This window comes from Bordetella muralis (assembly GCF_965139205.1).
GTDB classification, from domain to species: Bacteria; Pseudomonadota; Gammaproteobacteria; order Burkholderiales; family Burkholderiaceae_B; genus Bordetella_A; species Bordetella_A muralis.
Genome location: NZ_CBCSIU010000024.1, coordinates 34,206 through 60,918 on the forward strand (window position 1 = coordinate 34,206; position 26,713 = coordinate 60,918).

The 26,713-nt window shown below is 60.7% G+C and carries 23 protein-coding genes; 14 read left to right on the forward strand and 9 right to left on the reverse strand.

From position 1 onward, the window contains the following. Positions 1-4: 4 nt before the first annotated feature. Positions 5-1,489 carry an NADH-quinone oxidoreductase subunit NuoN gene (gene nuoN / locus ACNA0I_RS23180; protein WP_415808388.1) on the forward strand — a complete coding sequence of 495 codons (1,485 nt, stop codon included), beginning with the start codon at positions 5-7 and terminating at the stop codon, positions 1,487-1,489. A 61-nt stretch (positions 1,490-1,550) separates the two neighbouring features. Then, complete coding sequence (locus tag ACNA0I_RS23185; protein WP_415808389.1) at positions 1,551-1,874, forward strand: DUF2818 family protein; 324 nt, start codon at positions 1,551-1,553, stop codon at positions 1,872-1,874. A gap of 624 nt (positions 1,875-2,498) precedes the next feature. Here the strand turns inward: ACNA0I_RS23185 and ACNA0I_RS23190 are convergent. From ACNA0I_RS23190 to risA, 4 genes are all read right to left on the reverse strand, one after another. Continuing rightward, entirely contained in the window at positions 2,499-3,017 is a 519-nt protein-coding gene (locus tag ACNA0I_RS23190) for a carboxymuconolactone decarboxylase family protein (RefSeq protein WP_415808390.1), read from the reverse strand. 54 nt (positions 3,018-3,071) lie between these two features. After that, complete coding sequence (locus ACNA0I_RS23195) at positions 3,072-3,620, reverse strand: peroxiredoxin (protein ID WP_415808391.1); 549 nt, start codon at positions 3,618-3,620, stop codon at positions 3,072-3,074. A gap of 69 nt (positions 3,621-3,689) precedes the next feature. Beyond that, a complete protein-coding gene (gene risS, locus ACNA0I_RS23200) occupies positions 3,690-5,084 on the reverse strand; it encodes a sensor histidine kinase RisS (RefSeq protein ID WP_460478166.1) in 1,395 nt (464 codons plus the stop codon). Between the two features lie 34 nt (positions 5,085-5,118). Next, entirely contained in the window at positions 5,119-5,853 is a 735-nt protein-coding gene (risA, locus tag ACNA0I_RS23205; protein WP_094821448.1) for a response regulator transcription factor RisA, read from the reverse strand. A 133-nt stretch (positions 5,854-5,986) separates the two neighbouring features. Between risA and tsaB the strand changes: the two genes are divergently transcribed. Both tsaB and ACNA0I_RS23215 read left to right on the forward strand, forming a co-directional pair. Next, complete coding sequence (gene tsaB / locus ACNA0I_RS23210) at positions 5,987-7,315, forward strand: tRNA (adenosine(37)-N6)-threonylcarbamoyltransferase complex dimerization subunit type 1 TsaB (RefSeq protein ID WP_415808393.1); 1,329 nt, start codon at positions 5,987-5,989, stop codon at positions 7,313-7,315. Continuing rightward, positions 7,312-8,349, forward strand: coding sequence for a uracil-DNA glycosylase (locus tag ACNA0I_RS23215; RefSeq protein ID WP_415808394.1), 1,038 nt, complete (start codon positions 7,312-7,314; stop codon positions 8,347-8,349). The genes tsaB and ACNA0I_RS23215 overlap by 4 nt, the downstream gene beginning before the upstream one ends. A 154-nt stretch (positions 8,350-8,503) precedes the next feature. Here ACNA0I_RS23215 and lplT read toward each other — a convergent pair whose 3' ends face one another. Next, positions 8,504-9,814, reverse strand: a complete 1,311-nt coding sequence (lplT, locus tag ACNA0I_RS23220; RefSeq protein WP_415808395.1) for a lysophospholipid transporter LplT — start codon at positions 9,812-9,814, stop codon at positions 8,504-8,506. Positions 9,815-10,076: 262 nt separating this feature from the next. On the opposite strand from lplT, the gene smc reads away from it, so the two are divergent. Genes smc through ligA form a run of 3 tightly spaced genes read left to right on the forward strand, consistent with a single transcriptional unit; the run spans position 10,077 to position 16,818 of the window. Then, positions 10,077-13,607 (forward strand): chromosome segregation protein SMC, encoded by a 3,531-nt coding sequence (smc, locus tag ACNA0I_RS23225; protein WP_415808396.1) that lies wholly within the window; start codon positions 10,077-10,079, stop codon positions 13,605-13,607. Positions 13,608-13,651: 44 nt separating this feature from the next. Further along, positions 13,652-14,719 carry a cell division protein ZipA C-terminal FtsZ-binding domain-containing protein gene (locus tag ACNA0I_RS23230; protein WP_415808397.1) on the forward strand — a complete coding sequence of 356 codons (1,068 nt, stop codon included), beginning with the start codon at positions 13,652-13,654 and terminating at the stop codon, positions 14,717-14,719. Next, positions 14,719-16,818, forward strand: coding sequence for an NAD-dependent DNA ligase LigA (gene ligA / locus ACNA0I_RS23235; protein ID WP_415808398.1), 2,100 nt, complete (start codon positions 14,719-14,721; stop codon positions 16,816-16,818). The genes ACNA0I_RS23230 and ligA overlap by 1 nt, the downstream gene beginning before the upstream one ends. A gap of 513 nt (positions 16,819-17,331) precedes the next feature. Here ligA and ACNA0I_RS23240 read toward each other — a convergent pair. From ACNA0I_RS23240 to msrB, 4 genes are all read right to left on the reverse strand, one after another. Continuing rightward, positions 17,332-18,108: a peptidylprolyl isomerase gene (locus tag ACNA0I_RS23240; protein WP_415808399.1), complete on the reverse strand. Its 777-nt coding sequence runs from the start codon at positions 18,106-18,108 to the stop codon at positions 17,332-17,334. Between the two features lie 9 nt (positions 18,109-18,117). Then, entirely contained in the window at positions 18,118-18,396 is a 279-nt protein-coding gene (locus ACNA0I_RS23245; RefSeq protein WP_415808400.1) for a BolA family protein, read from the reverse strand. A 103-nt stretch (positions 18,397-18,499) separates the two neighbouring features. Next, positions 18,500-19,084: a septation protein A gene (locus ACNA0I_RS23250; RefSeq protein ID WP_415808401.1), complete on the reverse strand. Its 585-nt coding sequence runs from the start codon at positions 19,082-19,084 to the stop codon at positions 18,500-18,502. Then, positions 19,081-19,482, reverse strand: coding sequence for a peptide-methionine (R)-S-oxide reductase MsrB (msrB, locus tag ACNA0I_RS23255; protein ID WP_094821438.1), 402 nt, complete (start codon positions 19,480-19,482; stop codon positions 19,081-19,083). The genes ACNA0I_RS23250 and msrB overlap by 4 nt, the downstream gene beginning before the upstream one ends. Before the next feature lie 65 nt (positions 19,483-19,547). On the opposite strand from msrB, the gene ACNA0I_RS23260 reads away from it, so the two are divergent. The 7 genes from ACNA0I_RS23260 (at position 19,548) to ACNA0I_RS23290 (ending at position 26,675) form a co-directional block, all read left to right on the forward strand. Next, positions 19,548-20,225, forward strand: coding sequence for an energy-coupling factor ABC transporter ATP-binding protein (locus ACNA0I_RS23260; protein WP_415808402.1), 678 nt, complete (start codon positions 19,548-19,550; stop codon positions 20,223-20,225). Then, positions 20,225-20,821: an energy-coupling factor transporter transmembrane component T family protein gene (locus tag ACNA0I_RS23265; RefSeq protein WP_415808408.1), complete on the forward strand. Its 597-nt coding sequence runs from the start codon at positions 20,225-20,227 to the stop codon at positions 20,819-20,821. The genes ACNA0I_RS23260 and ACNA0I_RS23265 overlap by 1 nt, the downstream gene beginning before the upstream one ends. After that, complete coding sequence (locus ACNA0I_RS23270; RefSeq protein WP_415808403.1) at positions 20,821-21,384, forward strand: biotin transporter BioY; 564 nt, start codon at positions 20,821-20,823, stop codon at positions 21,382-21,384. Before ACNA0I_RS23265 ends, ACNA0I_RS23270 begins: the two co-directional genes overlap by 1 nt. 332 nt (positions 21,385-21,716) lie before the next feature. Continuing rightward, complete coding sequence (locus ACNA0I_RS23275; RefSeq protein ID WP_415808404.1) at positions 21,717-22,883, forward strand: ABC transporter substrate-binding protein; 1,167 nt, start codon at positions 21,717-21,719, stop codon at positions 22,881-22,883. Positions 22,884-23,035: 152 nt separating this feature from the next. Then, complete coding sequence (locus ACNA0I_RS23280; RefSeq protein WP_415808405.1) at positions 23,036-24,073, forward strand: branched-chain amino acid ABC transporter permease; 1,038 nt, start codon at positions 23,036-23,038, stop codon at positions 24,071-24,073. Between the two features lie 5 nt (positions 24,074-24,078). Beyond that, on the forward strand, positions 24,079-25,917 hold the full coding sequence (locus ACNA0I_RS23285; protein ID WP_415808406.1) for a branched-chain amino acid ABC transporter ATP-binding protein/permease: 1,839 nt from the start codon (positions 24,079-24,081) through the stop codon (positions 25,915-25,917). Continuing rightward, on the forward strand, positions 25,914-26,675 hold the full coding sequence (locus ACNA0I_RS23290) for an ABC transporter ATP-binding protein (RefSeq protein ID WP_415808407.1): 762 nt from the start codon (positions 25,914-25,916) through the stop codon (positions 26,673-26,675). The genes ACNA0I_RS23285 and ACNA0I_RS23290 overlap by 4 nt, the downstream gene beginning before the upstream one ends. The last annotated feature ends 38 nt before the right edge of the window (positions 26,676-26,713 follow it).

The following is a 26,713-nucleotide window of genomic DNA, read 5'->3' on the forward strand; positions in this document are numbered from 1 at the left end:
ACTCATGATGCAATCTCACATTGATTTCGCCTTGGCTACGCCCGAGATTCTGTTGCTGATTTTCGGTCTGGCGATTCTGCTGATCGATGCGATCAGCACTCATCCCGAGCGCAAGCCCACTTTTGTGCTGACGCTGCTGGCGTTGGGTGTGGTGACCGTCGTCTCGTTGCTGCAATGGAAAAACGGCACGGTGGGTCGTACGTTCAATGGCCTGTATGTGGCCGACAATCTGTCGCACCTGCTCAAGGTCGCGTCGTACATTGCCGTTGCGGTGACGCTGATTTACGGCCGTGCTTACGCACAAGTCCGCGACATGCTGCGCGGCGGTGAACTGTATGTGTTATCGCTGATGGCGCTGTTAGGCCAGATGGTGATGATCTCGGCAGGTAACCTGATCAGCGTGTATCTGGGCCTGGAACTGATGTCTCTGGCGCTGTATGCCTTGATCGCGTTGCGTCGTGATGATGTGGTCGCCACCGAAGCCGCCATGAAGTATTTCGTGCTGGGCGCATTGGCCTCGGGTTTCCTGCTGTACGGTATGTCCATGGTGTACGGGGCGACTGGCCATCTGGATATCGTCGAGATTTCCAATGTCATCGCGGCTGGCAAGCAGGAAAATATGGCGCTGGTATTCGGCGTGGTGTTCCTGGTGGCGGGTCTGGCGTTCAAGCTGGGCGCGGTGCCGTTCCATATGTGGGTGCCTGACGTTTACCAGGGTTCCCCGACTGCTGTGACGCTGATCCTGGGCGCTGCGCCGAAGCTGGCCGCGTTTGCGATTACGCTGCGTTTGCTGGTGGAAGGCCTTCATGGTCTGGCTGCCGATTGGCAACCGATGCTGATGATCCTGGCGATTCTGTCGCTGGCCATTGGTAACCTGACTGCGATCGCGCAGACGAACTTCAAGCGCATGCTGGCGTACTCCACGATTTCGCATGTGGGTTTCGTGCTGTTGGGGCTGATGTCGGGTGTCGTGGCAGGTAAACCTGATGCGTCGGCGAATGCCTACGGTGCGTCGTTGTTTTACATGCTGATCTATGTGCTGACCACGCTGGGCACTTTCGGCATGGTTCTGTTGTTGTCGCGTCAGGGTTTTGAGTGCGAGCAGATCGATGACCTCAAGGGCCTGAACCGCCGCAGCCCGTGGCATGCTGCATTGCTGCTGCTGTTGATGTTCTCGCTGACGGGTATTCCTCCGATGGTGGGCTTCTACGCCAAGCTGGCTGTGCTGCAAGTGCTGGTGGATGCCGGCTACGTGTGGCTGGCGGTGGTGGCCGTGGTGTTTTCGCTGATCGGCGCGTTCTACTACCTGCGTGTGGTCAAGGTGGTGTACTTCGACGAGCCGGCTGCTGACGCTGGCAAGATCGCGGCACCTTCCAGCCATTGCGGTGTGTTGTCGGTCAATAGCGCATTGATCCTCGTCCTGGGTATTCTGCCTGGTGGCTTGATGGCATTGTGCGTGCACGCGATTCAGACCTCTCTGGGTCTGTGAGGTAGGCGATACCTGTGCGTAATAGGGCGATGACGCGGTCGAACACGATAGGGGGATGGTCATGAACCAGACCTTGGCTGTTTGGCTGCTCATCGCTCTTGCTTTAGTCAGCGCGAATTTGCCGTTCTTGACTGAGCGAGTGTTGACGGTGCTGCCGTGGAAACGGGGCACCGTGGTCAAGCCGTTCTGGCTGCGTATGGTTGAGCTCTTGCTGTATTACGCAATGGTGATGGGCCTGGGGTTTGCTTTTGAAGCGGCCTTGGGGAATCCGTTTGCTCAGCGGTGGGAGTTTTACGCGATCACCTTTAGTCTGTATCTGGTGCTGGGGTATCCGGGGTTTGTGTTTCGGTATCTGTTTAAGCGGCATCCTGTGGCTAGAGGGTGAGAGTTGTTCGGGCGCATCTCTGTATGAGGTGCGTTTTTTTTGGGCTGAATCGGGGGGCAGGGTTCTGTTGGTCGTCGAGCCGAGGCAATCGGCCCGGCCGGGCTTCACAAAGTCGGTCCGGCGCGCGGGCCCCTACGGGCCTCCCTACGGTGGCTGCTCGCTCGACTTTGAGGCGCCCGGCCGGGCCGATTGCCTCGGCTCGACTGGCAGCAATTAGAATTCTCTGCATCGCCGGCACGACTTTCTTGCTTGGCGTTTTTCTGCAGCCGCAATGGAAGAGAGAAAGATCTTACGGTGCTGCTTTCGGCGGACGCCCTGCGCGTCCCCCTCAAGCGATCGGTCCGGGCATGCGACGGGGTGGCGTGGTGCCAGTTGGAAGATCTGCTTGGCTGCGATCGAGGCTTGCGACGATGATGCGTGGCGCACTGCTTTGATGGTGCATCTATTGCATGTGAGCGCCTCGTGGTCGAGCGGAGCGGACACCGTAGGGAGCGCGAACGCGCGGACGAGGTGAGCGAACGCGATGTCCGGCGCGCAGGGCGCCGGACCGGCCACGTGAAGCCCCCACGCAGCCACTGCCCCGCATCGACGTCCATAAGTACTACTAAACCACCCGCAGCAAAATCACTTCCCTTGGGCAGCCAACGACAACGCCGCAGCATTCACCACAGCCGCAATCCGCCCCACATCCCGCAGTTGCTCCACACTGAATCCATCTTTCTTCAGATTCTCATAGTGCGACTGCACGCAGAAATGGCATTTACCGATGATGGAAGCCGCCAAGGCAAACAGCTCGAAGCGTTTCTTATCCACCCCGCCATGCGTCGCATATGCATTCATCCGCAACTGCGCCGGCAGGCTTTTGAGCTGATCGTCGCCGGTCATCTCCACGTAGGGATACCAGACATTGTTCATGCCCATCAACGCCGAGGCCGTCAGCGCGGCATTGGCGTCGGTTTCCGACAGGCCGCTTTTGAATGCCTCGATCAGCACGGGGCTGCGAGCTGCAAAGGCGGCCGACAGGGCGGCGCCTACGGCGTCTTCGGGGGCCAGCGTCGAACGGGCAATCACACCGTCCAGATTCAGGCGAATGTCTTTGGCCCAATCCGGCAGTTGCTCCTTGATGGCTGAGATGAATTCCATAGTTTTTACCTATAATCTGGATCAGGAAAAGCCCGGCAGGGCCGGGCTGAGAAATTACAGCGTTGCGCCGCCAACCGTACGGTTGCAGGGGCACAGCTCATCGGTTTGCAGACCGTCGAGCAAGCGCAGGATTTCTTCGGGGTTGCGACCCACGTTCAGGTTGTTGACCGACACGTGCTGGATGGTGTTGTCCGGATCGACGATGAAGGTAGCGCGCAGAGCGACGCCAGCTTCTTTGTCACGGATGCCCAGTTGGTCGATCAGCGAGCCGGTGACGTCGCCGAATTGGTAGTGACCCAGCTTGTTCAGGTCCGGGTGCTCACGGCGCCATGCCAGCTTCACGAATTCGTTGTCCACGGAACCGCCCAGCAGGACAGCGTCGCGGTCTGCGAAGTCATTGGCCAGCTTGTTGAAGCCGACGATTTCGGTCGGGCACACGAAAGTGAAGTCTTTCGGGTAGAAGTAGATGATTTTCCACTTGCCGGGAAAGGAGCTTTCGGTGATGTCTTCGAACGCCGAAACACCGTTTTCTTCGTGCTGATTGAAGCCAGGCTTGACACCGGCAACCTTGAAGGGCTCGAGTTTATCGCCAACAGTTTTCATGAATGCTCCCGTAAGTTGTTGGGTGGAATGAAGGCACACAGTATCGCGTGCTAAGACCCAAATTTTACGCTATTGGCTATCGCTGTCTAATTGATAATTTCTAAATCGAGCTTTGGGAATCTCTATCCTTGCGGTTAATCCGCCGCCCGCCCGTTCCAGCATTTTCAGTGAGCCGCCCACGTGCTTGAGCAACCGTTCGACAATGGCCAAGCCCAAGCCTGCTCCGCTGACGCCTGTGCGCGCTGCCTCGCCCCGAGAAAAGGGGCGGAGCAGGCGATCGACGTCATCGGGGGCGATGCCCGGCCCACGATCAGAGACTTCGATGATCAGCGAACTGCCTTCACCATGCAGACTCATGATCAGATGAGCCTGGCCATCGGCAGAACGGCCGTAGCGGCGGGCATTTTCGATGAGGTTGCTGACAACGCGTTTCAGGTCCAGGGCCGTGACGCGGGCGTGCAGGTCGGGTTCGATGAACGCGTCCAGATTGCCGCCTAAAGAGGCGGTATGGCTGCGTTCGCGCTCGTATAGCTCTGCGAGGATTTCGGAGATATTCGTGGCGACTTGGGGCAGGGAGCCCGCGGGGCGAGCGTATTCCATCAGCTGGCCGATGCTGTGATCGATTTGCCCCAGGTCATCGTCGATCGCCTGGCGCGCATCCTCGGACACGCCGCTCATCTCGATCTCGAGCCGCATGCGGGCCAGCGGAGTGCGTAAATCGTGCGAAATCCCCGCCAGCATCAGTTCGCGATCGGCTTCGGCTTGCCGGAGGTCTTTTGCCATCCGGTTAAACGAGGCGTTGAGATCCCGGATCTCCAGCGGGCCGTTTTCGGGCAGGGAGGCAGGTGTTTCGCCACGGGACAGTACCTGTGCCGCCCGGGCCAGGCGGGAGAGCGGCCGATTGACAAAGCCCACGCTGACCGCAGCCCCCACGAGAGAGAGCAACAGGGCAGTGGCGCCCCAGCCCAGCCATTCAATGCCGCCCGTCAGGCCGATTTGTTCGCGTTCGAAGACGAGCCAATACAAGTCCTGGTTGATCTGGAAACTGACCCAGAAGCCCGGAACCTGATTGACGCCCCACATGATCTGGGTCTCGGGCCCAAAGCGGGTGCGTATATGCTGGGCGACACGTTGCCAGTAGTCGTCTTCGGGCAACGCCTCGGTGAAATCCGTGACTTCGCGGGGATAGACCTGGATCCCCTCGTTGGTGGCCAGGTCCAGCAGCAGCTTGCTGCGCTCGGTGTCGTCGGAATAGATCAGCGCGGTGCGGGTGATATTGACGGCCGTGATGACCCGTTGCGCCATTTGGTTGGCGCGCGGGCCGAGTTCCATGCTGAAGAAAACCTGCAGCCATGCCCCGAGGCTCACGAGCATCAGGGCTGCCAGCAGCAGAAATGTGCGGCCGAACAGCCCTAACCTGAGTCGTGAGGTCAGGTTGCGAAGGATCCTGCGTACACCGGGCACAAGACGTCGTGCTTGTCGAGATCCTTTGGGACGATCAGCTGCCACCATCCGGAACGAAGACGTAGCCCAGACCCCAGACCGTCTGGATGAAGACCGGCTTGGACGGGTTGGGTTCGATCAGTTTGCGCAAACGCGAGATTTGCACGTCCAGACTGCGATCGAAGGCTTCGTATTCGCGGCCGCGGGCCAATTCCATCAGCTTGTCACGCGACAGCGGGATCTTGGGGTGACGCGCAAAGACCTTGAGCACGGAGAATTCGCCCGTGGTGATGGGGACTTGTTCGTTGTTGCGCGTGAGGGTACGGGTCGACAGATTGAGGGTATACGGTCCAAACGCGATGGACTCGTTTTCCTGGCTGGGAGCACCGGGATGCTCTTCGGTGCCCCGGCGGCGCAGGATGGCGTTGATACGGGCCAGCAGTTCGCGGGGGTTGAAGGGCTTGGACAGATAGTCGTCGGCGCCCATTTCGAGGCCAACGATGCGGTCGATTTCCTCGGCCTTGGCTGTCAGCATAATGATGGGGGTATTGTCGTGACCACCACGCAGGCGGCGGCAGATCGACAAACCGTCCTCACCGGGCAGCATCAAATCCAGAACGAGCAGGTCAAAATGCTCGCGCTGCCAGAGCTTGCCCATTTCCTTGGCGTCTTCGGCGACAAAGACGTTGAATCCTTGTTCCGACAAGTACCTGCGCAGCAGATCGCGCAGGCGAGGATCGTCATCGACGACGAGAATTTTGCGGACGGGATTGGTGTTTTGCGTATTCATGGCCGGAAATGTAACAGTGACAAGAATCAACGGCTAGTGGGTATTCACAAGATATTACACATTGCGCATTAAGGTTGAAATCCCCCCGTTGGTCCTAGGGGAGGGTTCTTTGGATTTCGTACAATCTCTCCCTATGAATTTGAACCTGCTGGCCCTCGAAACCTCCTCCTCGCGTTGCGGGGTGGCCCTTTTGCGCGAAACCGATGCGGGTTGCACGGTTTCCGTGCTGGAGCACGAAGGTGCCCAGGAACACGCCGAGCGATTGCTGCCGATGGCGGGACAGCTCCTGGAGCAGGCAGGGCTGACGCCAGGGGACCTGGACGCGATCGCGTTTGGTCAGGGGCCAGGGGGCTTTACGGGCTTGCGAGTCGCCTGCGGCGTCGCTCAGGGGATGGGCTTGGCGCTGGGGATACCCGTGGTGCCCATTGTGTCTCATCTGGCGGTGGCGCACGAAATCGGCGCGCAACCGGGGGGCATGGTCCTGGTGGCGCTGGATGCCCGCATGAACGAGGTCTATCTGGCCGCCTACGCCTATCGGACGGACAGCGAGCGTCCTTGGCTGACCTTGCAGGCGCCTATGCTGATCGCCGCGGACGAGGCGGTGCCCTGGGCCGAGCATCATCTGCCGTTATGGGCGGCCAATGACCAGGCCGAACGGTTGGGCCATGGTTTGGCCGGTGGGCTGGTCGATGGCTTGGCAGGCGGCTTGGTCGGCGGAGTGATTGCCCCGTCCGCGGGGACAACCCTGCGTTTGGCCGGGGACGCGTGGGATGTTTACGCGGCTGAGATGGCGCCGCCCGCAAATTGGCGGCGCCATGCTGCCGCACGGCCTCAGGCCAGCGCTGTGGCGCATTTGGCGCGCCAGGCATGGTTGCGAGGCGAGGCGGCAGCTCCCGAGTTGGCCGCGCCCTTGTATGTGCGAGACAAAATCGCCTTTACGACGGCGGAACGCGAGCGCGGTTTGGGGGGCAACCCCAAGGCCGTACCTGCCTGGCCCGCGCCAGTACTCGAGCCCATGGCCGAGCCGGATGTGGATGCCGTAGCCGAATTGGAGGCCAGCTTGCAGGCATTTCCCTGGACGCGAGGCAATTTTGCGGATGCATTGGCCTCGGGATACGAGGCTTGCGTACTGCGTCAGGGCGGCAAGGTCGTCGGGTTCTGCCTGGTGATGCTGGCGCCCGACGTGGCGCATTTGCTAGTGATAGGCGTGCCTCGCGAGCATCATCGCCAAGGTCTGGGCAGTGTGCTGTTGGCGTGGTGCGAGCAAATCGCCCGGCAACAGGATTTGCCTGCTGTGATGCTTGAGGTGCGGCCGTCCAATACGTCTGCGCTGGCATTCTACGAAAAAAGCGGTTTTAAGCGTATCGGCGTGCGTCGCGGCTATTATCCTACGGGTAAGGGACAGCGCGAGGACGCCTTGGTGATGCAGAAAATGCTGGTGAGCGAGGGATCGTCGCAATGACGCCGGTGCTTGACGACATGGCGGCTCCTCGCATCAATGCGCTGCAAAAACTCTGGCTGCGCGAAATCGGTATCGAGAAAACCTGGCTAAAGGCTGCGGATCCGCAGCCGCTGCCGGCGGCATCGGTGCTTTCGGCGCAGGCGCCTGCCTCGGACGCTGATGCCGGTGCACGCCAGGATCCGGCGGCCCAGGCAAGAGACGCGCTGCGGGCAGGGGGACATCCCATTGCCGGCGATGGCGCAATGATGCGTTCGAATGCCGCGGGCGGTGCCGGACATTCTGATGCAGGCGGTGGCGCGGATTCGCTCGGCATAGAAGGCCGCCGCGCGGAGGCTCCGCCTGCGGCAGGGGCGTCCGCCCAGGGCGAACGTGCAGGCGCGCCCGTGCGGCCTGCGTCGACGCAGCCCCGCCCACCAGCAGGCGTCGCGCCCGCGGCGCCTGCGCCGGCCCCTACGATAGAGCCCGTTGTCGCCGCGACCGATTTCGATGCTTTGCGCGAACAGGTCCAGCAGTGCACGGCCTGTGGCCTGTGCCAGGGGCGCCGCCATGCCGTTTTCGGCATGGGCGCTCGTCCTGCGCGCTGGATGGTCGTGGGGGAGGCGCCGGGCGAGCAAGAAGACCGTCAGGGCCTACCGTTCGTTGGGCGCTCCGGCCAACTGCTGGACGCGATGTTGAGCGCCGTGGGGATGAGCCGCGAAAAAGACGTCTTTATCGCCAACGTGATCAAGTGCAGGCCGCCGGGCAATCGCAACCCCAAGCCCGAGGAAATTGCCGCGTGCAGTCCATACCTGAAGCGGCAGATTGAGCTGATTCGACCCGAGCGGATCCTGGTGCTGGGCCGTTTTGCCGCCCAGACCCTGTTGGGAACGGATGCCACCATAGGCAGTCTGCGCGGACGCCAGCATGTGTGGACCATGGACGACGGGCATCGGATTCCCGTGGTGGTCAGTTATCACCCGGCGTATTTGCTGCGCAGCCCGGTCGAAAAGGCGCGCGCATGGCAAGATCTGCAACTCGCAATGGCCTTGACCTGAACGCTGACAGGCTCCCTGGCCTGGGGTAATGATCAGCCAAGGCTGCAGAGGCCGGCGTCAGGCCAAATGTCAGGTCACGCAGGCGCAGCCACCCAGGATAATCGCCGTGACACTTGAATGAGCGCTCAGCAACTGGCGTTCATCGCCCGGGCGCTCAATGCTGCTTGATCGCGTGGCCGTGTCCTTCCTGGCCGATTTGCTCGTGCAGTGCGGGATCCGCGTTGAGGTTGCGGCGGCTCCAGCGCATGAACAACACCATCAGGATCGCGACCAGCACGCCAAACAGCACGATCACGACGTTGATCGGCATTTCCAGCCACAGCATCAGCGTATAAACCGCCACCATCAACAAGATGTTGAGCTGTTCGTTGAAGTTTTGCACGGCGATGGAGTGCCCGGCCGACAGTAGGACATGTCCCCGGTGCTGCAGCAGCGCATTCATCGGTACGACAAAGAACCCGGCTAGCCCGCCCGTCAGGAGCAGGACGCCGTAAACCGCCCACGTGCTGTGCACCAGCGGCATGAGCAGTACCACCAGACCCATCAGGGCCCCGACGGGCAAGACGCATAAGGCTTTGCGCAGGGGAATGCGTCCCGCCAGAATGGAGCCCACGACGGTGCCTACGGCTGCGACGCCCATCAGCATCGAGGCCTCGTCGAGCCTATAGCCCAGATGCTGCCGTCCCCACTCGATCACGATCAATTGCAGGACCGCGCCGGCTCCCCAGAACAGGGTGGTGACGGCGAGGGAAATCTGTCCCAGCTTGTCCTGCCACAGGACGCGGACATAGCTGGCAAAGACGCGTGTCAGCTTGATGGGATTTTTCTGTTGCGGCGGATAGCGCACATGGGTGTTGGGGATCAGCAGATTGCAGAGCGCGGCCAGCAGATAGACGCAGGCAATGACGAGAATGGCGGCTTCGGCCGGGGTGTGCACCCATTTGCCGATGATGTGGTGATCAAGCAGCAGGGTCGAGGTGGCCGGAGAGATCAGTACGCCTCCCAATACCGTCCCCAGAATGATGGAGAACACGGTCAGGCCTTCGATCCAGCTATTGCCCTTGACCAGCATTTCCGGGGGCAGCATTTCGGTCACGATGCCGTATTTCGCAGGCGAGTAGGCGGCAGCGCCGACGCCTACCAGGCCATAGGCCACACAGACCAGATAGGTCTGGTATTCCTCGGGAACGCCCAGGTTGGCATAGAGGAACATCAACAGGCAGCCGGAGACCTTGAGGGCGTTGGTGGCGAACATCACCCGCCCTTTGGGGAACGAGTCAGCGACTGCGCCGACAAATGCCGCGAGCACCACGTACGACAGTGCGAACGACCATTTCATCAGCGGCGCCATCCAGTCTGGGCCATGCAATTCCAGAATCAAGGCGATCGCCGCAATGAACAGTGCATTGTCCGCCAGAGACGAGAAGGCCTGAGCGGCCATGACCAGATAAAACCCGCGTTTCAAAAGAGAGTCCCCGGTGGCTGCCGGCAAATCGGCAGCGGTGAAAAATCTGTTTCGGATGAAAAAAAAGTGTCAGCGAGTATAGCGTCTGACGTGTGGATGATGGGATTAGCGTCGTTTTCAGCGTGGGCCGGCAACAGCCTGGGGTATCATACGAGCCACACTAGATTCGCCATTCTACGGTCCCCGAGGGGCCGGTTCGCTATTCGTAGGGCAGGTCTGTTCAACGCGTTTCGTTCAACCCCACCCGTCCATCCATCGTACTGTGCGCCTGACTCAACTAAAACTCGCCGGATTCAAATCGTTCGTCGATCCCACTGTGATCCCCGTACCCAGCCAGCTGGTGGGGGTCGTGGGACCCAATGGCTGCGGCAAATCTAACATTATTGATGCGGTCCGCTGGGTGTTGGGCGAGGCCAAGGCCTCCGAGTTGCGTGGCGAATCCATGCAGGACGTGATTTTCAACGGCTCGGGCCATCGTAAACCTGCCGCGCGGGCGTCTGTCGAAATGGTATTCGACAACAGCGAAGGCCGCGCTGCAGGCCAATGGAGCGCTTATTCCGAGATCGCGGTGCGCCGCGTGCTCACGCGCGACGGCACCAGCAGTTACTACGTCAACAACCAGCAGGTACGCCGGCGCGATATTCACGATATTTTCCTGGGCACCGGCCTGGGCGCGCGTGGCTACGCCATTATCGGTCAGGGCATGATCAACCGCCTGATCGAGGCGCGTCCCGAGGAATTGCGTGTCTTCCTCGAAGAAGCCGCCGGCGTCTCGCGCTACAAAGAACGTCGCCGCGAAACGGAAAATCGCCTTTCCGATACTAGGGAAAACCTGACCCGCGTCGAAGACATTCTGCGCGAATTGGGATCGCAGTTGGAAAAGCTCGAGGCGCAGGCCGAGGTGGCCCGCCAATACCGCGAGTTGCAGGCCGACGGCGAGAAAAAACAATTTGCCCTCTGGCTCCTGAAAGAAACCGGCGCGCGCGATGAACGCCAGCGCAAGAACCAGGACATGGCGCAGGCCCAGACCAACCTCGAGGCGGCCATCGCGGGGCTGCGTGCTGGCGAACTCGAGCTGGAGTCGCGCCGCCAGGCCCACTATGCCGCCAGCGACGCCGTGCACACTGCCCAGGGACAGCTTTACGAGGCCAACGCGCAGGTCAGCCGCCTCGAGGCGGAGATCCGCCACGTGGTCGATTCTCGTAACCGCCTGCAGGCGCGGCGTGATCAACTGCAGCAGCAGATCGCCGAATGGGAAACCCAACAGGCCCACTGTGTCGAGCAGATCGCCCAGGCCGAAGAAGACCTCGCCGCCAGCGCCGCTCGTACCGAAGAAGCGCGTGCGCAGGCCGAAGAAGCCCAGGCCAGCCTGCCTGCGACGGAATCCCGGGTGCGCGATGCCGCGGCTTCGCGTGACGAGATGCGCGGGGCCTTGGCTCGTGTCGAACAGAATCTGGCCCTGGTCGCACAGACACAACGCGATGCCGACCGCCAACTGCAAAACTTGGAGCAACGCCGCGAGCGCCTGCAGCAGGAATTACGCGAATTGCACACCCCGGATCTCGCCAGGCTGGAGCAATTGGCGGGCGACCGTGCGGTGGGCGAGGACCAGCTCGAAGAAGCCCAGCAACAGCTCGCTGACCTGGAAGCCCGGGTCCCAGAGGCTGACGCCGAACGCAGCCGCGCACAGACAGCCGCCCAACAGGACGCGCAGACACTGGCCCGCCTGGAGGCTCGCTTGGCCGCATTGGTCAAGCTGCAGGAAGACGTCCAGAAGCAAGGCGCGCTAGAGCCTTGGCTCGCCAAGCATGAGCTGACCGGCCTGGCACGGCTGTGGCAAAAGCTGCATATCGAGCCTGGCTGGGAAAACGCCCTGGAAGCCGTCCTGCGCGAGCGCATGGCCGCCATGGAGGTGCGCAACCTGGACTGGTCGCGAGCCTTTGCCGAGGACGCTCCGCCCGCGCGCCTGGCGTTTTATCAGGTTCCGGCTGCGGCGCCGGCACCGGCTGCGCCCGCGGGGTTGACGCCCTTGGCGAGCTTGTTGCGCATTACCGATCCAGACCTGCGCACGTTGCTGAACGACTGGCTGCGCAACGTCTATACCGCTGCCGACATGGGCCAGGCACTGGCGGCTCGTGCGACACTGCCGCCTGGCGCCGCATGCGTGGTGCAGGCCGGGCATCTGGTCGATGCGCATAGCGTGCGGTTCTATGCTCCCGATTCCGAGCAGGCAGGCATGCTCGCTCGCCAGCAGGAAATCGAAAACCTGCAGCGCGAGATCAAGGCGCATCAGCTGATTGCGGACCAGGCGCGAGCCGCCGTGGCGCGCGCCGAGAGCGCATGGCAGCAGGTGTCGCAGGCCATTACGCCAGCACGCCAGCGCGTCGCTGAAGTGACGCGCCGGGTGCACGACATTCAGCTCGAACACTCGCGTTTGCAGCAGCAGGCCGAACAATCGGGCGAACGGGCGACTCGCCTGCGCCAGGACCTAGAGGAAATCGCAGCCCACGAGGAAGACCTGCGTGCCACACGCGAAGAGGCCGAGGCGCGTTTCGAAACGCTGGACCAGGAATTGGGCGAGCATCAGTCGCGTTTTGCTGATGCCGAGATGGCAGGCGAAGACCTCGCCGCGCAAGCCGAGGCTGCTCGTGCCAAATTGCGCGAACTCGAGCGCGCGGCCCAGGAGGCCGAGTTTGCCGAGCGCGGCGTGCAATCGCGTATCGCGGATCTGCAACGCAATCGCCAGTTGGCCATCGATCAAAGCCAACGCGGGGCCGTCGAGCTCGAACAATTGCAGGCCGAGTTGGCTGAGTTCGATGCGTCTGCGTCGCAAGCCGGCTTGCAAGACGCGCTGGAGGCGCGAGCCGAGCGCGAAGAAGCCCTGACCCGGGCGCGCCAAGAGCTCGACAACCTGTCGGCCCTGCTGCGCGGCGCCGACGAAGAACGCATGCAACAAGAGCGTGCGCTGGAACCGCTGCGCGCGCGCATCACCGAACTGCAATTGCAAGAGCAGGCTGCTCGTCTGGCCGAGGAGCAATTCACCGAGCAGTTGAATGCTCGTGAGGTAGACCGTGAGACCCTGGCTCGGGAACTGGCCGATCGCCCCGATGAATGGCGCCGGGCCAACTGGCTGCAATCCGAAGTCGGCCGTATTTCCCGTCAGATCGATTCGCTGGGCTCCGTGAACCTGGCCGCATTGGATGAGCTCAATGCCTCGCGCGAACGCAAGGAGTTCCTCGATTCCCAGCAACAGGATTTGCTGACGGCGATCGATACCCTCGAAGACGCCATCCGCAAAATCGATCGCGAAACGCGCGAGCTGCTGCAGGCGACGTTCGATACGGTTAACGGCCACTTTGGCGAGCTGTTCCCCCGGCTGTTTGGCGGCGGTGAAGCCAAGCTCACGATGACCGGCGACGAAATCCTGGACGCAGGCGTGCAGGTCATGGCGCAGCCGCCTGGCAAACGAAACAGCACGATTCATTTGTTATCAGGTGGTGAGAAAGCGTTGACCGCCACGGCACTGGTGTTCGCATTGTTCAAACTGAACCCTGCGCCATTCTGCTTGCTGGACGAGGTGGATGCCCCGTTGGATGACGCCAATACCGAGCGCTACGCCAACCTGGTGAGCAGCATGAGCGAGCAAACGCAGTTCCTGTTCATCTCGCATAACAAGATCGCGATGCAAATGGCCAAACAATTGGTCGGCGTTACCATGCAAGAACAAGGGGTTTCGCGTATCGTTGCTGTTGATATTGATTCGGCCGTGCAAATGGCCTCCGAAGCCGCATAACCACTACAACGGAAGGGCGCTGCCTCGCAGCGCAGGATTGACACATGAGCGACTTGCAGATTGGGCTGATTGCCCTGGGTGTACTGCTGATACTGCTGGTATTGGGATTCAACTGGTGGCAGGACCGCCGTGCGCGCAGTCGTATGCAGGCGCGTTTTCCTGCTTCCGAGCAAGATCCTCTATTCGGCGCGAACGAGGCGGCCGGACGCCCCGCTGCGCCCGAGGCACAGCGCCGTGAGCCTGGCATGGGCGGCGGGCAGGCGACCGCTCATGCTGCGGCGGCAGCGGCACCAAGCAATGATCTGGATGACACCGAAGAGCCCGATCCCGCGTGTGAAATCGTGATCGAGGTCCAATTCGGCGAGCCTGTGCGTGGAGCCGATTTATTGGCCGCGGTGCAGGGACTGGATCAGGTCGGGCGTAAACCGGTGCGCCTATTTGCGTCCACCGATCGTGGCCGTCATCGTGCCCGCATTCATCCCGAAGAGTCTTATGCATCGTTGCAGTTGGCTGTGTTGCTCGCCAATCGCAGCGGCCCCTTGACTGCCATCGAATGGTCGCAGGCCTGGGCGCGTGCGCAGGACCTCGCCGATCGTTTCGAAGCGACAATCGAAGGCCCGGACCAGCAAGTGGTGCTGGACCGTGCCGGCAAGCTCGATACCCTTTGCGCCTCGCTCGATGCGCAAGTTGGTTTGACGTTGTTGATGGGGGCCCCGCGAGCCACAGCCGAAGTCATCGGTGTAGCGCGTGAGTTGGGCTTTGCGGTGGATGGCGCACGTTTGGCATGGCTGGCCGATAACGGCGTAGCGCGCTTTACGTTGTCGCGCAGCGATGGCGCAGGCTTTGACGACGGTATGGCGGTGGTGGATCGTCTGGTGCTGTTATTGGACGTTCCGTGCAGCCCCGAAGACCCGCGCGCATTTGGCCGCATGGTCGATGTGGGTCGCGACCTGGCCCGGCGTTTACAGGCAGAACTGGTCGACGATCAAGGCAAATCCGTGGTCGATGGCATGGAAACAGGTATCGACGAACAATTGCAGAAGCTGTTCCAGCAGTTGGACCAGGCCGGCTTGCCCGCCGGCAGTGAGCGCGCACAAAGGGTGTTTGCCTGATGGTTGAGCACGCCAGCGCCACCGAAGCGGCGCAGCGGGCCGCCGAGCTGCGCCACGAGATCGAACAGCACAATGTGCACTACTACGTGCAGGATGCGCCCACGATTTCAGATGCCGACTACGACGCGCTCATGCGTGAACTGGTCAAACTGGAAACCGAGCATCCCGAGCTGATCACACCCGAGTCGCCTACCCAACGGGTGGGGGCGGCACCTTTGGCCGCATTTGGCAGCGTGCAACACGCCGTGCCAATGTTGTCCTTGGGCAATGCCTTCGAGGCCGAGGATGTCCAGGCGTTCGATCGTCGCGTTTCCGACACCCTGCGCGGGGCGGGTCTGTTGCGCCTCGATCAATCTCCAGAATACTTCTGCGAGTTGAAATTCGACGGCTTGGCCATCAGCTTGCGCTATGAGGACGGCGTGCTCGTCCAGGCGGCGACACGCGGAGACGGTCAGACCGGCGAGGACGTGACGGCCAACGTGCGTACGATTCGCGTCGTCCCTCTGCGTTTGAAAGGCGCAGCCCCTCGTGTGCTGGAGGTGCGGGGCGAGGTCCTGATGAATCGCGCCGACTTCGAACGTCTGAATCGTACTCAGGCCGCGCGCGGTGAAAAGGTTTTCGTCAATCCGCGTAATGCGGCGGCAGGGAGCTTGCGCCAATTGGATCCGCGCATCACGGCTCAGCGTCCACTACGGTTTTTTGCCTATAGCTGGGGCGAAGTGCACGGCTTGCCGGGCACGCAATCGGGCTTGTTCCAGGAGCCCACGGGCAATGCACGCCAGCAATCCACGCTGCCGCATGACTCGCACGGCGCCATGTTGAGCTGGCTGGCTGAATTGGGTCTGCCCGTCAACACGCAATACAACAAGCGCGTCCTCGGCGCCGAAGGGCTGCTGGCATTTTACGAACAAGTCGGTCGCGAACGGCCGGGCTTGCCGTATGACATCGATGGTGTGGTCTACAAGGTCGATTCCCTGGCAGCGCAAAAAGTGCTGGGTTTCGTCGCACGTGCGCCGCGCTTTGCGGTAGCGCACAAGTTTCCCGCCGAAGAAGCCACGACGCGATTACTGGACATCGAGGTGCAGGTGGGACGTACCGGCGCCATCACGCCGGTGGCGCGACTGCAGCCTATCTTTGTGGGCGGCGTCACGGTCACCAATGCGACACTGCATAACGAGGACGAAATCCGCCGCAAAGATGTCCGTATCGGCGACACCGTCATCGTGCGCCGCGCTGGCGACGTGATTCCCGAGGTTGTGGGGCCCGTCTTGAGCCAACGGCCGCAGGACGCGCGCGAGTTCGTCATGCCGACTCGCTGCCCCATCTGCGATTCGGCGATCGAGCGCACAGAAGACGAGGCGATTGCACGATGCACGGGGGGACTTTTCTGTGCGGCCCAGCGCAAACAAACTCTCTGGCATGCGGCGGGACGCAAAGCGCTGGACATCGATGGCCTGGGTGAAAAGCTGGTCGATCAATTAGTCGAAAGCGGGCGCGTCAAATCGTTGGCTGATTTGTACAGCCTGACGGCATTTGAATTGGCTGCTCTCGATCGCATGGGCAAGAAGTCCGCCGAGAACCTCGTGGCGGCAATCGACAAGGCACGTACGCCGACTTTAGGGCGTCTGTTGTTTGCGCTGGGCATTCGCCATGTAGGCGAGACCACGGCTCGCGATGTGGCCCGTCATTTCGGCAGCATTGAGGCCATCATGGATGCGGACGAGGAAGCCTTGTCCGGTGCGCCCGATGTCGGCCCTGTCGTTGCGGGTTCGATTCGGCGCTTTTTCGCCGAGCCGCATAATCGTGAAATCATCGAGTTGCTCAAGGCCCAAGGTGTACATGCGGTTGCTGAAGCAGGGCCTGAGGGCAATGCGCTGGCAGGCAAGACGTTTGTCTTGACCGGGACCATGCCTACCTGGACGCGTGACGAGGCTACTCGGTACATCCTGGCGGCGGGGGGCAAGGTCAGTGGTTCGGTCTCCAAGAAAACCGCTTATGTGGTGGCGGGGGAAGAGGCTGGCAGCAAGCTCACCAAGGCGCAGGAATTAGGTGTGACGGTGTTGGATGAGGATGGGTTGAAGGCTCTGTTGGGCGTTTGATCTTGTTCTGATGGTCCGGTTGCTATGGTTATGTTGAGGTGAAGTCATGGCCGTGTGCTCATGCGTCGGATGGAGTTCTTTTGGCGCAGGAGCTCGGCGTGTAAAAGCCCCGCCGGGCCTATCGCATTAGCAAAGACAGCTTAAAAAAATGCTGATGGCAATCAGCCCTCGTTGCATTCCCTCATCATCAGTCCCTGTCGCGTGCCTGGGCGTGGCGCCGGGCCGTTGAGCGCGGATTTAGTCCGCGCAGCGGACCGAGGCCCCTGGTCATGGGCCGAGTCCGTGCGATAGGCCCGGCGCCACGCCCAGGCACGCGGCAGGGACGCCTTCATAGAGACAATCAAGAGCAGCAAATGCCTCCACAACACCAACAGCGATAAAAAAAGCCCCAGTTCAAAACCAGGGCTCTTCTTCACAATCATCATGCAACGGCCAGCTAGCAAGATCCGTTAACAAACGCGTCCTGCCAAACCTGACCACAGTACTAAACCGCAGCCAGGCGCACCATCAACATTACTTGATCGTAGCTTTCGCGCGCAGTTGCTTCTGGTATTCACCCAGCGCCTGCTGACGCAGCATTTCCTCGAGTTGCGGACGGACCTGATCCAGCGGGGGGAATTCCACCGGACGGGTGTCCTCGACCTCGATGATGTGCCAGCCGAATTGCGTCTGCACCGGCTTGTCGGCCAACTGGCCTTTCTTCAGGCTGCTGACGGTGTCGGCAAACGGCTTGACGTAGTTGGTGGGAGCAGCCCAGCCCAGGTCGCCGCCATTGGCGCCGCTACCAGGATCCTTGGAGTTTTTCTTGGCCAGATCGGCGAACTTGCTTTTGTCTTTCTTGATCTGCGCGAGCAAGTCGTTGGCGGTTTTCTCGTCTTCGACCAGGATGTGGCGGACCTTGTATTCCTGTTGGCCAGCTTGTTGCTGCTTGGCCTTGTTGTACTCGTCCTGAATCTGCTTGTCGGTGACGGGATGCTTTTTCAGGTAGTCGGCCATCAGCGCGCGAACCAGGATGCCTTCGCGGGCCAGCGAGATTTCGGTCTGGACGTCGGCTTGTTTGGCGATGCCGTCTTTTTCGGCCGCCTGGACGAAGATCTGGCGGTTGATCATTTCCTGCTTGACCTGTTCGCGCAGTTGCGGCGAATCGGTTGCGCCCTGGCTGACCAGCAGTTTGACGAATTGATCCAGGCTTTGCTGAGAGATCGCCTTGCCATTGACGGTGGCGACGTTCTGAGCAAATGCAGGTACCGCGACCGCGCAAGCAGCGGCCAGCATCACGATGCGTTTCATGGATTTCCTTTAGGATTTTGTCAGAGGGGCTTGGGCGTCAAGCGCAAGCGCATGGATAGGATGAGGGATCAGGTCTTGCAAAAGATCATACACCAGACGATGCCGGGCAACCGGCGTCAAACCGGCAAAGCGCGAGGCCACGATACGTACATGGTAATGGCCAGCACCACCTTGTGCGCCCGCGTGTCCGGCATGCAGGTGCGAGTCGTCTCGGATGTCCAGGGCGGTCGGCTCCAGGGCAGCCAGGCGAGTGCGTATCAGCGCGATGCGGTCAGTGGTGTCGGGCATGAGTAAAACAATGAACGATGGGTAAAACGATCAGACCTTAAACAGAGAATACAAGCAGATGACTCAAACGGATGAAAATCGGACGATGAGTCCTCGCTGAGCATCACTCTTTGCCTATTTCGCGTTGGGGATCATTGGCCTCTGGTTGGCTGGGATGCTGCATGTGCTTGCCGAGCCACAACGACTGGCCAATCACAAATACCAGTAGCAACCCCATCAGCCCGAAGACCTTGAAATTCACCCATTGCGATTCCGTGAAATGGCCGGAAAACGCCACGTACAGATTAATGGCGCCGGCGGCCAGGAAAAACAAGGCCCAGCTCAGGTTGAGTTTGTCCCAGGCTGTATCGGAAAGTTCAATTTGGGTACCGAGCAGCCGGCGCATCAGGTTGCGGCCGAACAGGAAACGAGAACCGAGCAGGGCGCCGCCAAACAGCCAATACAGGACCGTGGGCTTCCATTTGATGAACACGTCGCTGTGCAACCATAAGGTCGCGCCGCCGAAAATCACAATGACCGACAGGTTGATCCAGTGTGTCATTTCGATACGTTTGCCTGTTGCCCGTAACCAGACAAACTGGGCAACCGAGGCGGCGATCGCCACCGCTGTTGCGGTATAAATATCGGCAAACCGGTACGCGATGAAGAAAAGGATCAGCGGGAACAGGTCAAACAGGAATTTCTTCATTCGTTCTCGAGGGGTTCGAATTTGAGCGATACCGAATTGATGCAATAACGCAGCCCGGTGGGCTCCGGCCCGTCGGGGAATACGTGGCCCAGATGGGAGTCGCAGATATTGCACAGGACTTCGGTGCGCACCATACCGTGAGAGGTATCGCGTTCTTCGCGCACGCGCGCTGGATCGATAGGCTCGAAATAGCTGGGCCAGCCACAGCCGGCGTCGAACTTGGTGTCCGACGCAAACAGCGGGGTGCCACAGCCGATGCAACGGTAAATGCCCAACTGCGTCGTGTCCCAATAACGGCCGGTAAAGGCGCGCTCGGTGCCTTTTTGGCGCGCTACCGCGTATTCTTGTGGCGTCAGTTGGGCGCGCCATTCCTCGTCGGTTTTACGTACTTTTTCCATATAACCTCTTGGAGCCCGGATGATTGAAATGGTTCAAGCATGGGGTTCGGGCATAATTCCGCCCCATGTTAATCGAGTTTGAACACGCCGTCGTTGCCACGCCGCATTCTCAGGCATTGCGGGGGGTGAGTTTGACCGTCGATCAGCGCCGGGTAGGCGTGGTCGGCCCGAATGGCGCCGGCAAGAGCACCTTTGCCAAGCTGCTCAATGGTCTGGTGCTGCCGACGGCCGGCCGGGTGACCCTCGATGGCCTGGATACCCGGCACGATATCAAGGCGATTCGCCGCCAGGTAGGGTTCGTGTTCCAGAACCCCGAAAATCAAATCGTATACCCTATTGTGCGCGAAGACATGGCTTTTGGCCTGAAAGCGCAGCGTCTGCCCGCGCAAGAGTCGGCAGAGCGCATTCAAGCCAGCCTGGACGGCTTGGGGGTCGGGCATCTGGCGGACCGGGCGAGCCACACCTTATCTGGCGGTGAATGCCAACTGGTGGCGTTGGCATCGGTACTGGTGATGCGCCCGGCCCTGGTGGTATTTGACGAGCCTACGACACAACTGGACCTGCGCAATCGTAATCGGGTCGCCGGCGCGATTGCCGGGCTGGAGCAGCAAGCCGTCGTCGTCAGCCATGATCTGGAATTGTTGCAGGACTTTGATCGTGTCCTGGTGGTCGTCGACGGCCAGATCGCTGCGGACGACAGTCCCGGCCCTGCGTTGCGCTGGTATCGGGAGCACTGCGCGTGATGATCGAGCCCCTCTATATAAAGGGTGATCGCTGGCTGCATCGGCTGCCTGCCGGCTATAAGTTGGCAGCGCTGGTGATTGCGGGCATCGGCTTGTTTCTGGTGCAGAATGTCTGGGCGTTGACGGCGGCATTCGCAGTGTCCTGCTTGTTGGTGTGGTCTACCGGCGTGGGGGCGGCGGCTTGCTGGCGTCAGGTGCGTGGCCTGGTTTGGGTGCTGGCGGCAATTGGTGTGTTCGCCGTGGTGTTCCAGGGCTGGCTGCCGGCGGCTATTGTGCTGCTGCGCATCGCGACCTTGGTCGGCCTGGCTTTGGCGGTGACGCTGTCGACGAGGAGTTCGGACCTGATCGCCGTCTGCGAACGCGCTTTATCCCCGCTGGACCGGCTAGGATGGGTGGACGCAGGCAAGGTGGCACTTGCCCTGGCCTTGACCTTGCGTTTCGTACCGGAAATCTGGCGTCATTATCAGGAAATCCGCGAGGCCCAGGCGGCACGCGGTTTGGCCCGACATCCCCTGGCCTTGCTGGTGCCGTTGGTGGTGCGGACATTGAAACGGGCCCAGCAAGTCGCTCAGGCCATTGATGCGCGTGGTGAATAGTGAAAACTCAAGATACCGTGTTGATTGCGCTGTTTGCAGCGCTGATTGTGGTGCTGAGTCTGGTGCCGCCGATCCCCCTGCCGGCTATTCCTGTGCCAGTGACTTTGCAGAGCCTGGGCGTCATGCTGACTGGCGCCATGTTGGGGCCGGTGCGCGGCGGGTTGGCCTGCTCGCTATATTTGCTGCTGGCCGCAATTGGACTGCCCGTGCTGCCCGGCGGCCGTGGCGGGCTGGGCGTGTTTTTCGGCCCGACCGGCGGTTTTCTGTTCGGCATGGCGCTAGGCGCCTTCGTGACGGGTTGGCTGGCGCGTAGCTGGGTCCGTGCCCCGGGCCAGAGCGTCAGGACCGTACTGGCTTATGGCTTGGCGTGCATCGCTGGCGGTATTGGCGCCGTGTATCTGATCGGCGTGCCATGGCTCGCCTGGGTGACGCAGATGGGCTTGGGCAAAGCGATGATGGCGATGTTGGTATTCATCCCGGGTGATCTGGTCAAGGTTGCCGTTGCCTCTTGGGTGGCGTGGCGTGTCGAACGCGTATGGCCGATTCTGCGGGAATCCCCTTAATGACGCCGTTCCCGGTCAGAGGCAACATTCGCTATTGTTGAATGCATTTGATTTTTTGGTGTGCCCATCTGACCGTGGGGAACGGGGAGGGCAGCCTTCGCCAATCGCGGCGGGCTCGTCGTCCGCGCGGCCGACGGCAGGCTGCATGTGGGGTCACTTCTACACCGAGATGCTTGCACGCATTCGAAGGCAGACTAGGGAAGTCACGGGGTTCTATTTGAAGGCTATTTGATACACTTCTGGCTCAAATATCTGAATTTCTGTATAACGTCAACCGGGCTCACTTTCCCGATTTCGGGGCCATAACAAGAGCCCACACAGGAGACAACAACATGACGCGCAAGTATTTCGGCTTGTCCGCGGCCGCCGCGGCTGTGGCGCTGAGCCTGCCGCTACTGGCCAGTGCCCAGGTCAAGGTGGGAGTCACCCTCGCCAGTACCGGCCCGGCAGCATCGCTGGGGATTCCTGAGCGCAACACGGTGGCATTGCTGCCCACCGAAGTCGCAGGTCAAAAAATCGAGTGGATTGTGCTGGATGATGCGACCGACACGACTCAGGCCGTGAAAAACTCGCGCAAACTCGTCTCTGACGACAAGGTCGACGTATTGGTCGGGACCTCTGTCACCCCAGGCTCGCTCGCCATGGTGGACGTTGCCGCCGAAGCCAAAGTCCCTATGATCAGTGTCGCTGCCAGCGCCAAGATCGTTGAGCCGGTTGATGACAAACGTCGCTGGGTCTTCAAGACGCCGCAAAACGATGCCTTGATGGCCAGTGCCTTGGCCGATGCCTTGGTCAAGTCCAAGGTGAAAACCTTGGGCTTTATCGGTTTTGCCGATGCCTATGGTGATGGTTGGTTGGCAGTGATGCGCGAGGCCGTCAAGGGCAAGGGCATCGAGATCACGGCGGTCGAAAAATACGGCCGCACGGACACGAGCGTCACGGGCCAGGTACTGAAATTGGTCAGCGCCAAGCCCGATGCGATTCTCATCGCAGGCGCCGGTACGCCCTCGGCACTGCCGCAAAAAGAACTGCGCGCGCGCAATTACCGAGGCACGATTTATCAAACGCACGGTGCGGCCAACAATGACGTGTTGCGCGTTTGCGGCGCAGATTGCGACGGCATGCTGCTGCCTGCGGGCCCGTTGCTGGTTGCGGCGCAATTACCTGACAGCAATCCGGTGAAAAAATCGGCCCTGGCCTACACCACCGCCTACGAAGGCAAGTATGGCGCCGGCACCACCAATACCTTTGGCGGCCATATGTGGGACGCAGGTCAGTTGATCGTTGCGGCCTTGCCCGAGGCGCTAAAGAGCGGCGCCAAGCCTGGCACCCCCGAGTTTCGTGCCGCGATGCGCGATGCGCTGGAGGGCATCAAGAATCTGCCCGCCTCGCAAGGTGTGTTCAACATGAGCCCCACCGATCATGCCGGTTTTGACGATCGCTCGCGCGTCATGGTCAAAGTCGAAAAAGGCAAGTGGGTGTACCAGCCTGACCTGTGAGGCAGCCAACGCCCGACGTGGCGCTGACGTCTGCTGGGTTTTCAATACACCGGCCTGAGGGCCGGTGTGTCATATCCGCGATAATCCACGTCAACCCTGATGGCATATCCGTGCCATCAGGCAGTCTTGTCAGAATCCCATAAGGCAGTTTCATGGATTTTTCAATTGCCCTCATCCTGTTGCAGGACGGTATCGTCAACGGTGCCATCTATGCATTGCTGGGTATGGCGCTGGTCCTGGTGTTCACCGTGACGCGCGTCATCTTTATTCCTCAGGGCGAGTTCGTCGCGTTTGGCGCGTTGACCTTGGCCATGTTGGTCAATGGCCGCGTGCCGGGTACCGCTTATCTGTTGCCGCTGTTGGGCGCCGTGGTGCTGGTGCTGGAACTGTTGCGCGCCGTGCGTACAGGCAGCTGGACCGCATTGCCCAAAGTCGTATTGACGTGTGTGATCCTGCCGCTGGCGTTGTTATGGTTGGCCTCGGTCTATGCCGCGCCGGATAACTCGCTGTGGTTGAATATGTTGCTCGCCTTGGTGCTGATCATTCCGATGGGTTCGATGATCTATCGCATTGTGTATCAGCCGCTGGCCGAGGCGTCGGTGCTGGTTCTATTGATTGTTTCCGTGGCTGTGCACTTTGCGCTGACGGGACTGGCGTTGGTGTTTTTTGGCGCAGAGGGATGGCGAACGCCGGCCTTTGTCAGCGGGCAGGTGAATCTGGGGCCTGCCACGTGGTCGGCGCAGAGCCTCTTTGTCGTCGGGACCTGCGCGCTGTTGATTGTTGCGCTGTGGTTGTTCTTTGGCAAAACCCTGTATGGCCGTGCGTTGCGTGCGACGGCGGTGAATCGCCGCGGTGCGCGGCTGGTCGGCATCAGCACCACGATGTCAGGCAGCTTGACCTTTACATTGGCGGTCGCGATCGGCGCCATGTCGGGCATGCTGATCGCGCCGATCACGACGGTGTACTACGACACGGGCTTTCTGATCGGCCTGAAAGGCTTTGTGGGCGCCATCATTGGCGGCTTGGCCAGTTATCCGGTGGCGGCCGCAGGGGCGATCCTGGTGGGCGTGCTCGAGGCGTTTTCTTCATTTTGGGCCAGCGCCTACAAAGAAGTCATTGTGTTCACGCTGATCATTCCTGTGCTCGTGTGGCGATCGTTCAGCAGCCACCATACGGATGACGAGGAGTGATCGCCATGAGCAACCGTATTCTGTTAATCGTGTTCATTGCCTTGGTGGCAATATTGCCCATGGTGCCTGCGACGCCCGAGTTCTGGATTACGCAGCTCAATTACATCGGACTGGCTGCCATGGTGGCGCTGGGGCTGGTGTTGTTGACGGGCGTGGGCGGCTTGACCTCGTTTGGCCAGGCAGCCTTTGTCGGGTTGGGGGCATACACCACCGCCGTGTTGACCAGTCATTACGACACCTCGCCGTGGCTGGCCTTGCTGGCCGGGCTATTGTTGACCGCGGTCATCGCCTATTTGCTGGGCCTGATCACCTTGCGTCTGTCGGGCCATTATTTGCCATTGGGCACCATTGCCTGGGGCCTGTCGCTCTATTTCTTGTTCGGCAATCTGGATTGGCTAGGCAAGCATGACGGGATCGCGGGTCTGGAACCGATCAGCCTGTTTGGCTTTTCATTGGCCAATGGCCGCCATATTTACTACCTGATCTGGGTGTTCCTGCTGTTGTCGTTGTGGGCGACCAGCAACTTGCTCAGCTCCCGTCCGGGCCGCGCCATCCGTGCACTGAAAAGCGGTGCGGGCATGGCCGAGTCCATGGGGGTGAACACCGGTTCATACAAAATCATTATTTTTGTCTGGGCCGCCTTGCTGGCCTGCTTGTCGGGCTGGATCTACGCGCACATGCAGCGTGCCGTCAGTCCCAGTCCGTTCGGCTTGAACTACGGTATCGAATACCTGTTCATGGCTGTCGTGGGCGGCGCGGGTCACGTCTGGGGCGCCTTGGTGGGCTCGGCCGTGATTCTGGGTTTGAAAGATCAACTGCAGAATCTGCTGCCAAAATTGCTGGACACGGATGCCAATTTCGAACTCATCGTTTTTGGCGTGCTGCTCATTTTGGTGCTGCAGTATGCCGCGAATGGCTTATGGCCGATTCTGTCTGCGGGCTGGGCTCGTTTGACGGGCAGCGAGGGATCGCGTCGCCATCGGGCGCCTCCCCCCGACGCGGAGGCCTTGCCACATCGCGATCGTCCAGGGCGCGGTGAACTGGTGCTTGACGTCGAAGGCATACGCAAAGAGTTTGGCGGCCTGGTTGCGGTCAATGATATTTCGTTCAAAGTCCGCGCTGGCGAGATTGTGGGCCTGATCGGTCCCAACGGCGCGGGCAAAAGCACGACCTTCAATTTGATCAGCGGCGTGTTGCCGGCGACGCGCGGTGAGGTTCGTTTCCTGGGCGAATCCATCAACGGCCGCAGCGCGCGCGATATCGCGCGCCGTGGCGTAGGACGTACCTTTCAGCACGTGCAGCTCTTGCCGGGGATGTCTGTCCTCGAAAACGTCGCGCTGGGTGCGCACATGCGTGCGGATGTCGGTGTCGTGGCGGGCGCGCTGCATGCCGACCGGGCCAAGGAAGCCCGCTTGTTGCACGAGGCCGCCACGCAGCTCAAGCGCGTAGGCCTGGGCGATTATCTCTACGAGCAGGCGGGCAACCTGGCTTTGGGTCAACAACGCATTCTGGAAATCGCGCGCGCGTTGGCGAGCGATCCGATCTTGCTGTTGTTGGACGAGCCTGCAGCGGGCTTGCGCTACAAGGAAAAGCAGGAATTGGCACAAGTGCTTGAGCAATTGCGCGCCGAGGGCATGAGCATTTTGCTGGTCGAGCACGATATGGATTTTGTGATGCGTTTGACCAATCATCTGGTCGTCATGGACTTTGGCACCAAGTTGGCCGAGGGCATTCCGGCGGAAGTTCAGCAGAATCCTGCCGTGCTGGAGGCCTATCTGGGAGGCATCGACGATGACCTGCCCGAAGCCGATCAAGGTGCACCGGTAACGGGGAGTGTGCAATGACGCAAGCTCAAAATGTGATCCTCGATGTGCGGGGACTCAGTGCTCGCTATGGCAAAGTCGGTGCGCTGAACGAGGCCTCGTTGACGGTGGCTCCGGGCAGCATCGTGACGGTGATTGGCGCGAACGGCGCAGGCAAATCCACGTTATTGAATGCGATGATGGGAGCCTTGCCGACGACGGGGCATGCTTCGGGTGTGGTGCATTACGCTGGAGCGGATGTGTCCGGGTGGGGTGTGGAGCGCCGTGTTGGGGCGGGCATGTCCCTGGTTCCCGAACGTCGCGAATTGTTCGGCAGCATGTCGGTCGAGGACAACCTCTTGTTGGGCGGCTTTCGTCGTTATCGTGCGCGCGAAAGCGGTTGGCGAGATACGCTGGAAGAAGTGTTCACCTTATTTCCCCGGTTGAAGGAGCGCCGTCGCCAAGAGGCGGGTACGCTGTCGGGCGGCGAGCGCCAGATGCTGGCCGTGGGCCGTGCCTTGATGGCCAAACCGCGTTTGCTGATGCTGGATGAGCCCAGCCTGGGGCTGGCACCTCGCATCGTTCGCGAGATTTTTCACATCATTGCTCGATTGCGTGAGACCGGTGTGGCGATCTTGCTGGTCGAGCAGAATGCGCGGGCGGCGTTGCAGGTGGCCGATTATGGGTATGTGTTGGAAACAGGTGAAGTGATCCTGCATGGTCCCGCGCGGGAATTGGCTGGGAATCCTCGGGTGATTGAGAGTTATCTGGGACTGGGGAAGGGGGCGGCTGAGGGGTGATCAGTGTTCTATTGGACGTNGAGCCGAGGCAATCGGCC

Excerpts from the sequence above, each read along its gene's own strand:
- ACNA0I_RS23215 (WP_415808394.1), top strand. The coding sequence starts at position 7,312 with ATGACGCCGGTGCTTGACGACATGGCGGCTCCTCGCATCAATGCGCTG.
- ACNA0I_RS23185 (WP_415808389.1), top strand. The coding sequence starts at position 1,551 with ATGAACCAGACCTTGGCTGTTTGGCTGCTCATCGCTCTTGCTTTAGTC.
- ligA (WP_415808398.1), top strand. The coding sequence starts at position 14,719 with ATGGTTGAGCACGCCAGCGCCACCGAAGCGGCGCAGCGGGCCGCCGAG.
- tsaB (WP_415808393.1), top strand. The coding sequence starts at position 5,987 with ATGAATTTGAACCTGCTGGCCCTCGAAACCTCCTCCTCGCGTTGCGGG.
- ACNA0I_RS23230 (WP_415808397.1), top strand. The coding sequence starts at position 13,652 with ATGAGCGACTTGCAGATTGGGCTGATTGCCCTGGGTGTACTGCTGATA.
- nuoN (WP_415808388.1), top strand. The coding sequence starts at position 5 with ATGATGCAATCTCACATTGATTTCGCCTTGGCTACGCCCGAGATTCTG.
- msrB (WP_094821438.1), bottom strand. The coding sequence starts at position 19,482 with ATGGAAAAAGTACGTAAAACCGACGAGGAATGGCGCGCCCAACTGACG.
- ACNA0I_RS23195 (WP_415808391.1), bottom strand. The coding sequence starts at position 3,620 with ATGAAAACTGTTGGCGATAAACTCGAGCCCTTCAAGGTTGCCGGTGTC.
- ACNA0I_RS23260 (WP_415808402.1), top strand. The coding sequence starts at position 19,548 with ATGTTAATCGAGTTTGAACACGCCGTCGTTGCCACGCCGCATTCTCAG.
- ACNA0I_RS23240 (WP_415808399.1), bottom strand. The coding sequence starts at position 18,108 with ATGAAACGCATCGTGATGCTGGCCGCTGCTTGCGCGGTCGCGGTACCT.
- ACNA0I_RS23275 (WP_415808404.1), top strand. The coding sequence starts at position 21,717 with ATGACGCGCAAGTATTTCGGCTTGTCCGCGGCCGCCGCGGCTGTGGCG.
- ACNA0I_RS23250 (WP_415808401.1), bottom strand. The coding sequence starts at position 19,084 with ATGAAGAAATTCCTGTTTGACCTGTTCCCGCTGATCCTTTTCTTCATC.
- ACNA0I_RS23265 (WP_415808408.1), top strand. The coding sequence starts at position 20,225 with ATGATCGAGCCCCTCTATATAAAGGGTGATCGCTGGCTGCATCGGCTG.
- ACNA0I_RS23190 (WP_415808390.1), bottom strand. The coding sequence starts at position 3,017 with ATGGAATTCATCTCAGCCATCAAGGAGCAACTGCCGGATTGGGCCAAA.
- ACNA0I_RS23290 (WP_415808407.1), top strand. The coding sequence starts at position 25,914 with ATGACGCAAGCTCAAAATGTGATCCTCGATGTGCGGGGACTCAGTGCT.
- risA (WP_094821448.1), bottom strand. The coding sequence starts at position 5,853 with ATGAATACGCAAAACACCAATCCCGTCCGCAAAATTCTCGTCGTCGAT.
- ACNA0I_RS23245 (WP_415808400.1), bottom strand. The coding sequence starts at position 18,396 with ATGCCCGACACCACTGACCGCATCGCGCTGATACGCACTCGCCTGGCT.
- ACNA0I_RS23280 (WP_415808405.1), top strand. The coding sequence starts at position 23,036 with ATGGATTTTTCAATTGCCCTCATCCTGTTGCAGGACGGTATCGTCAAC.
- ACNA0I_RS23285 (WP_415808406.1), top strand. The coding sequence starts at position 24,079 with ATGAGCAACCGTATTCTGTTAATCGTGTTCATTGCCTTGGTGGCAATA.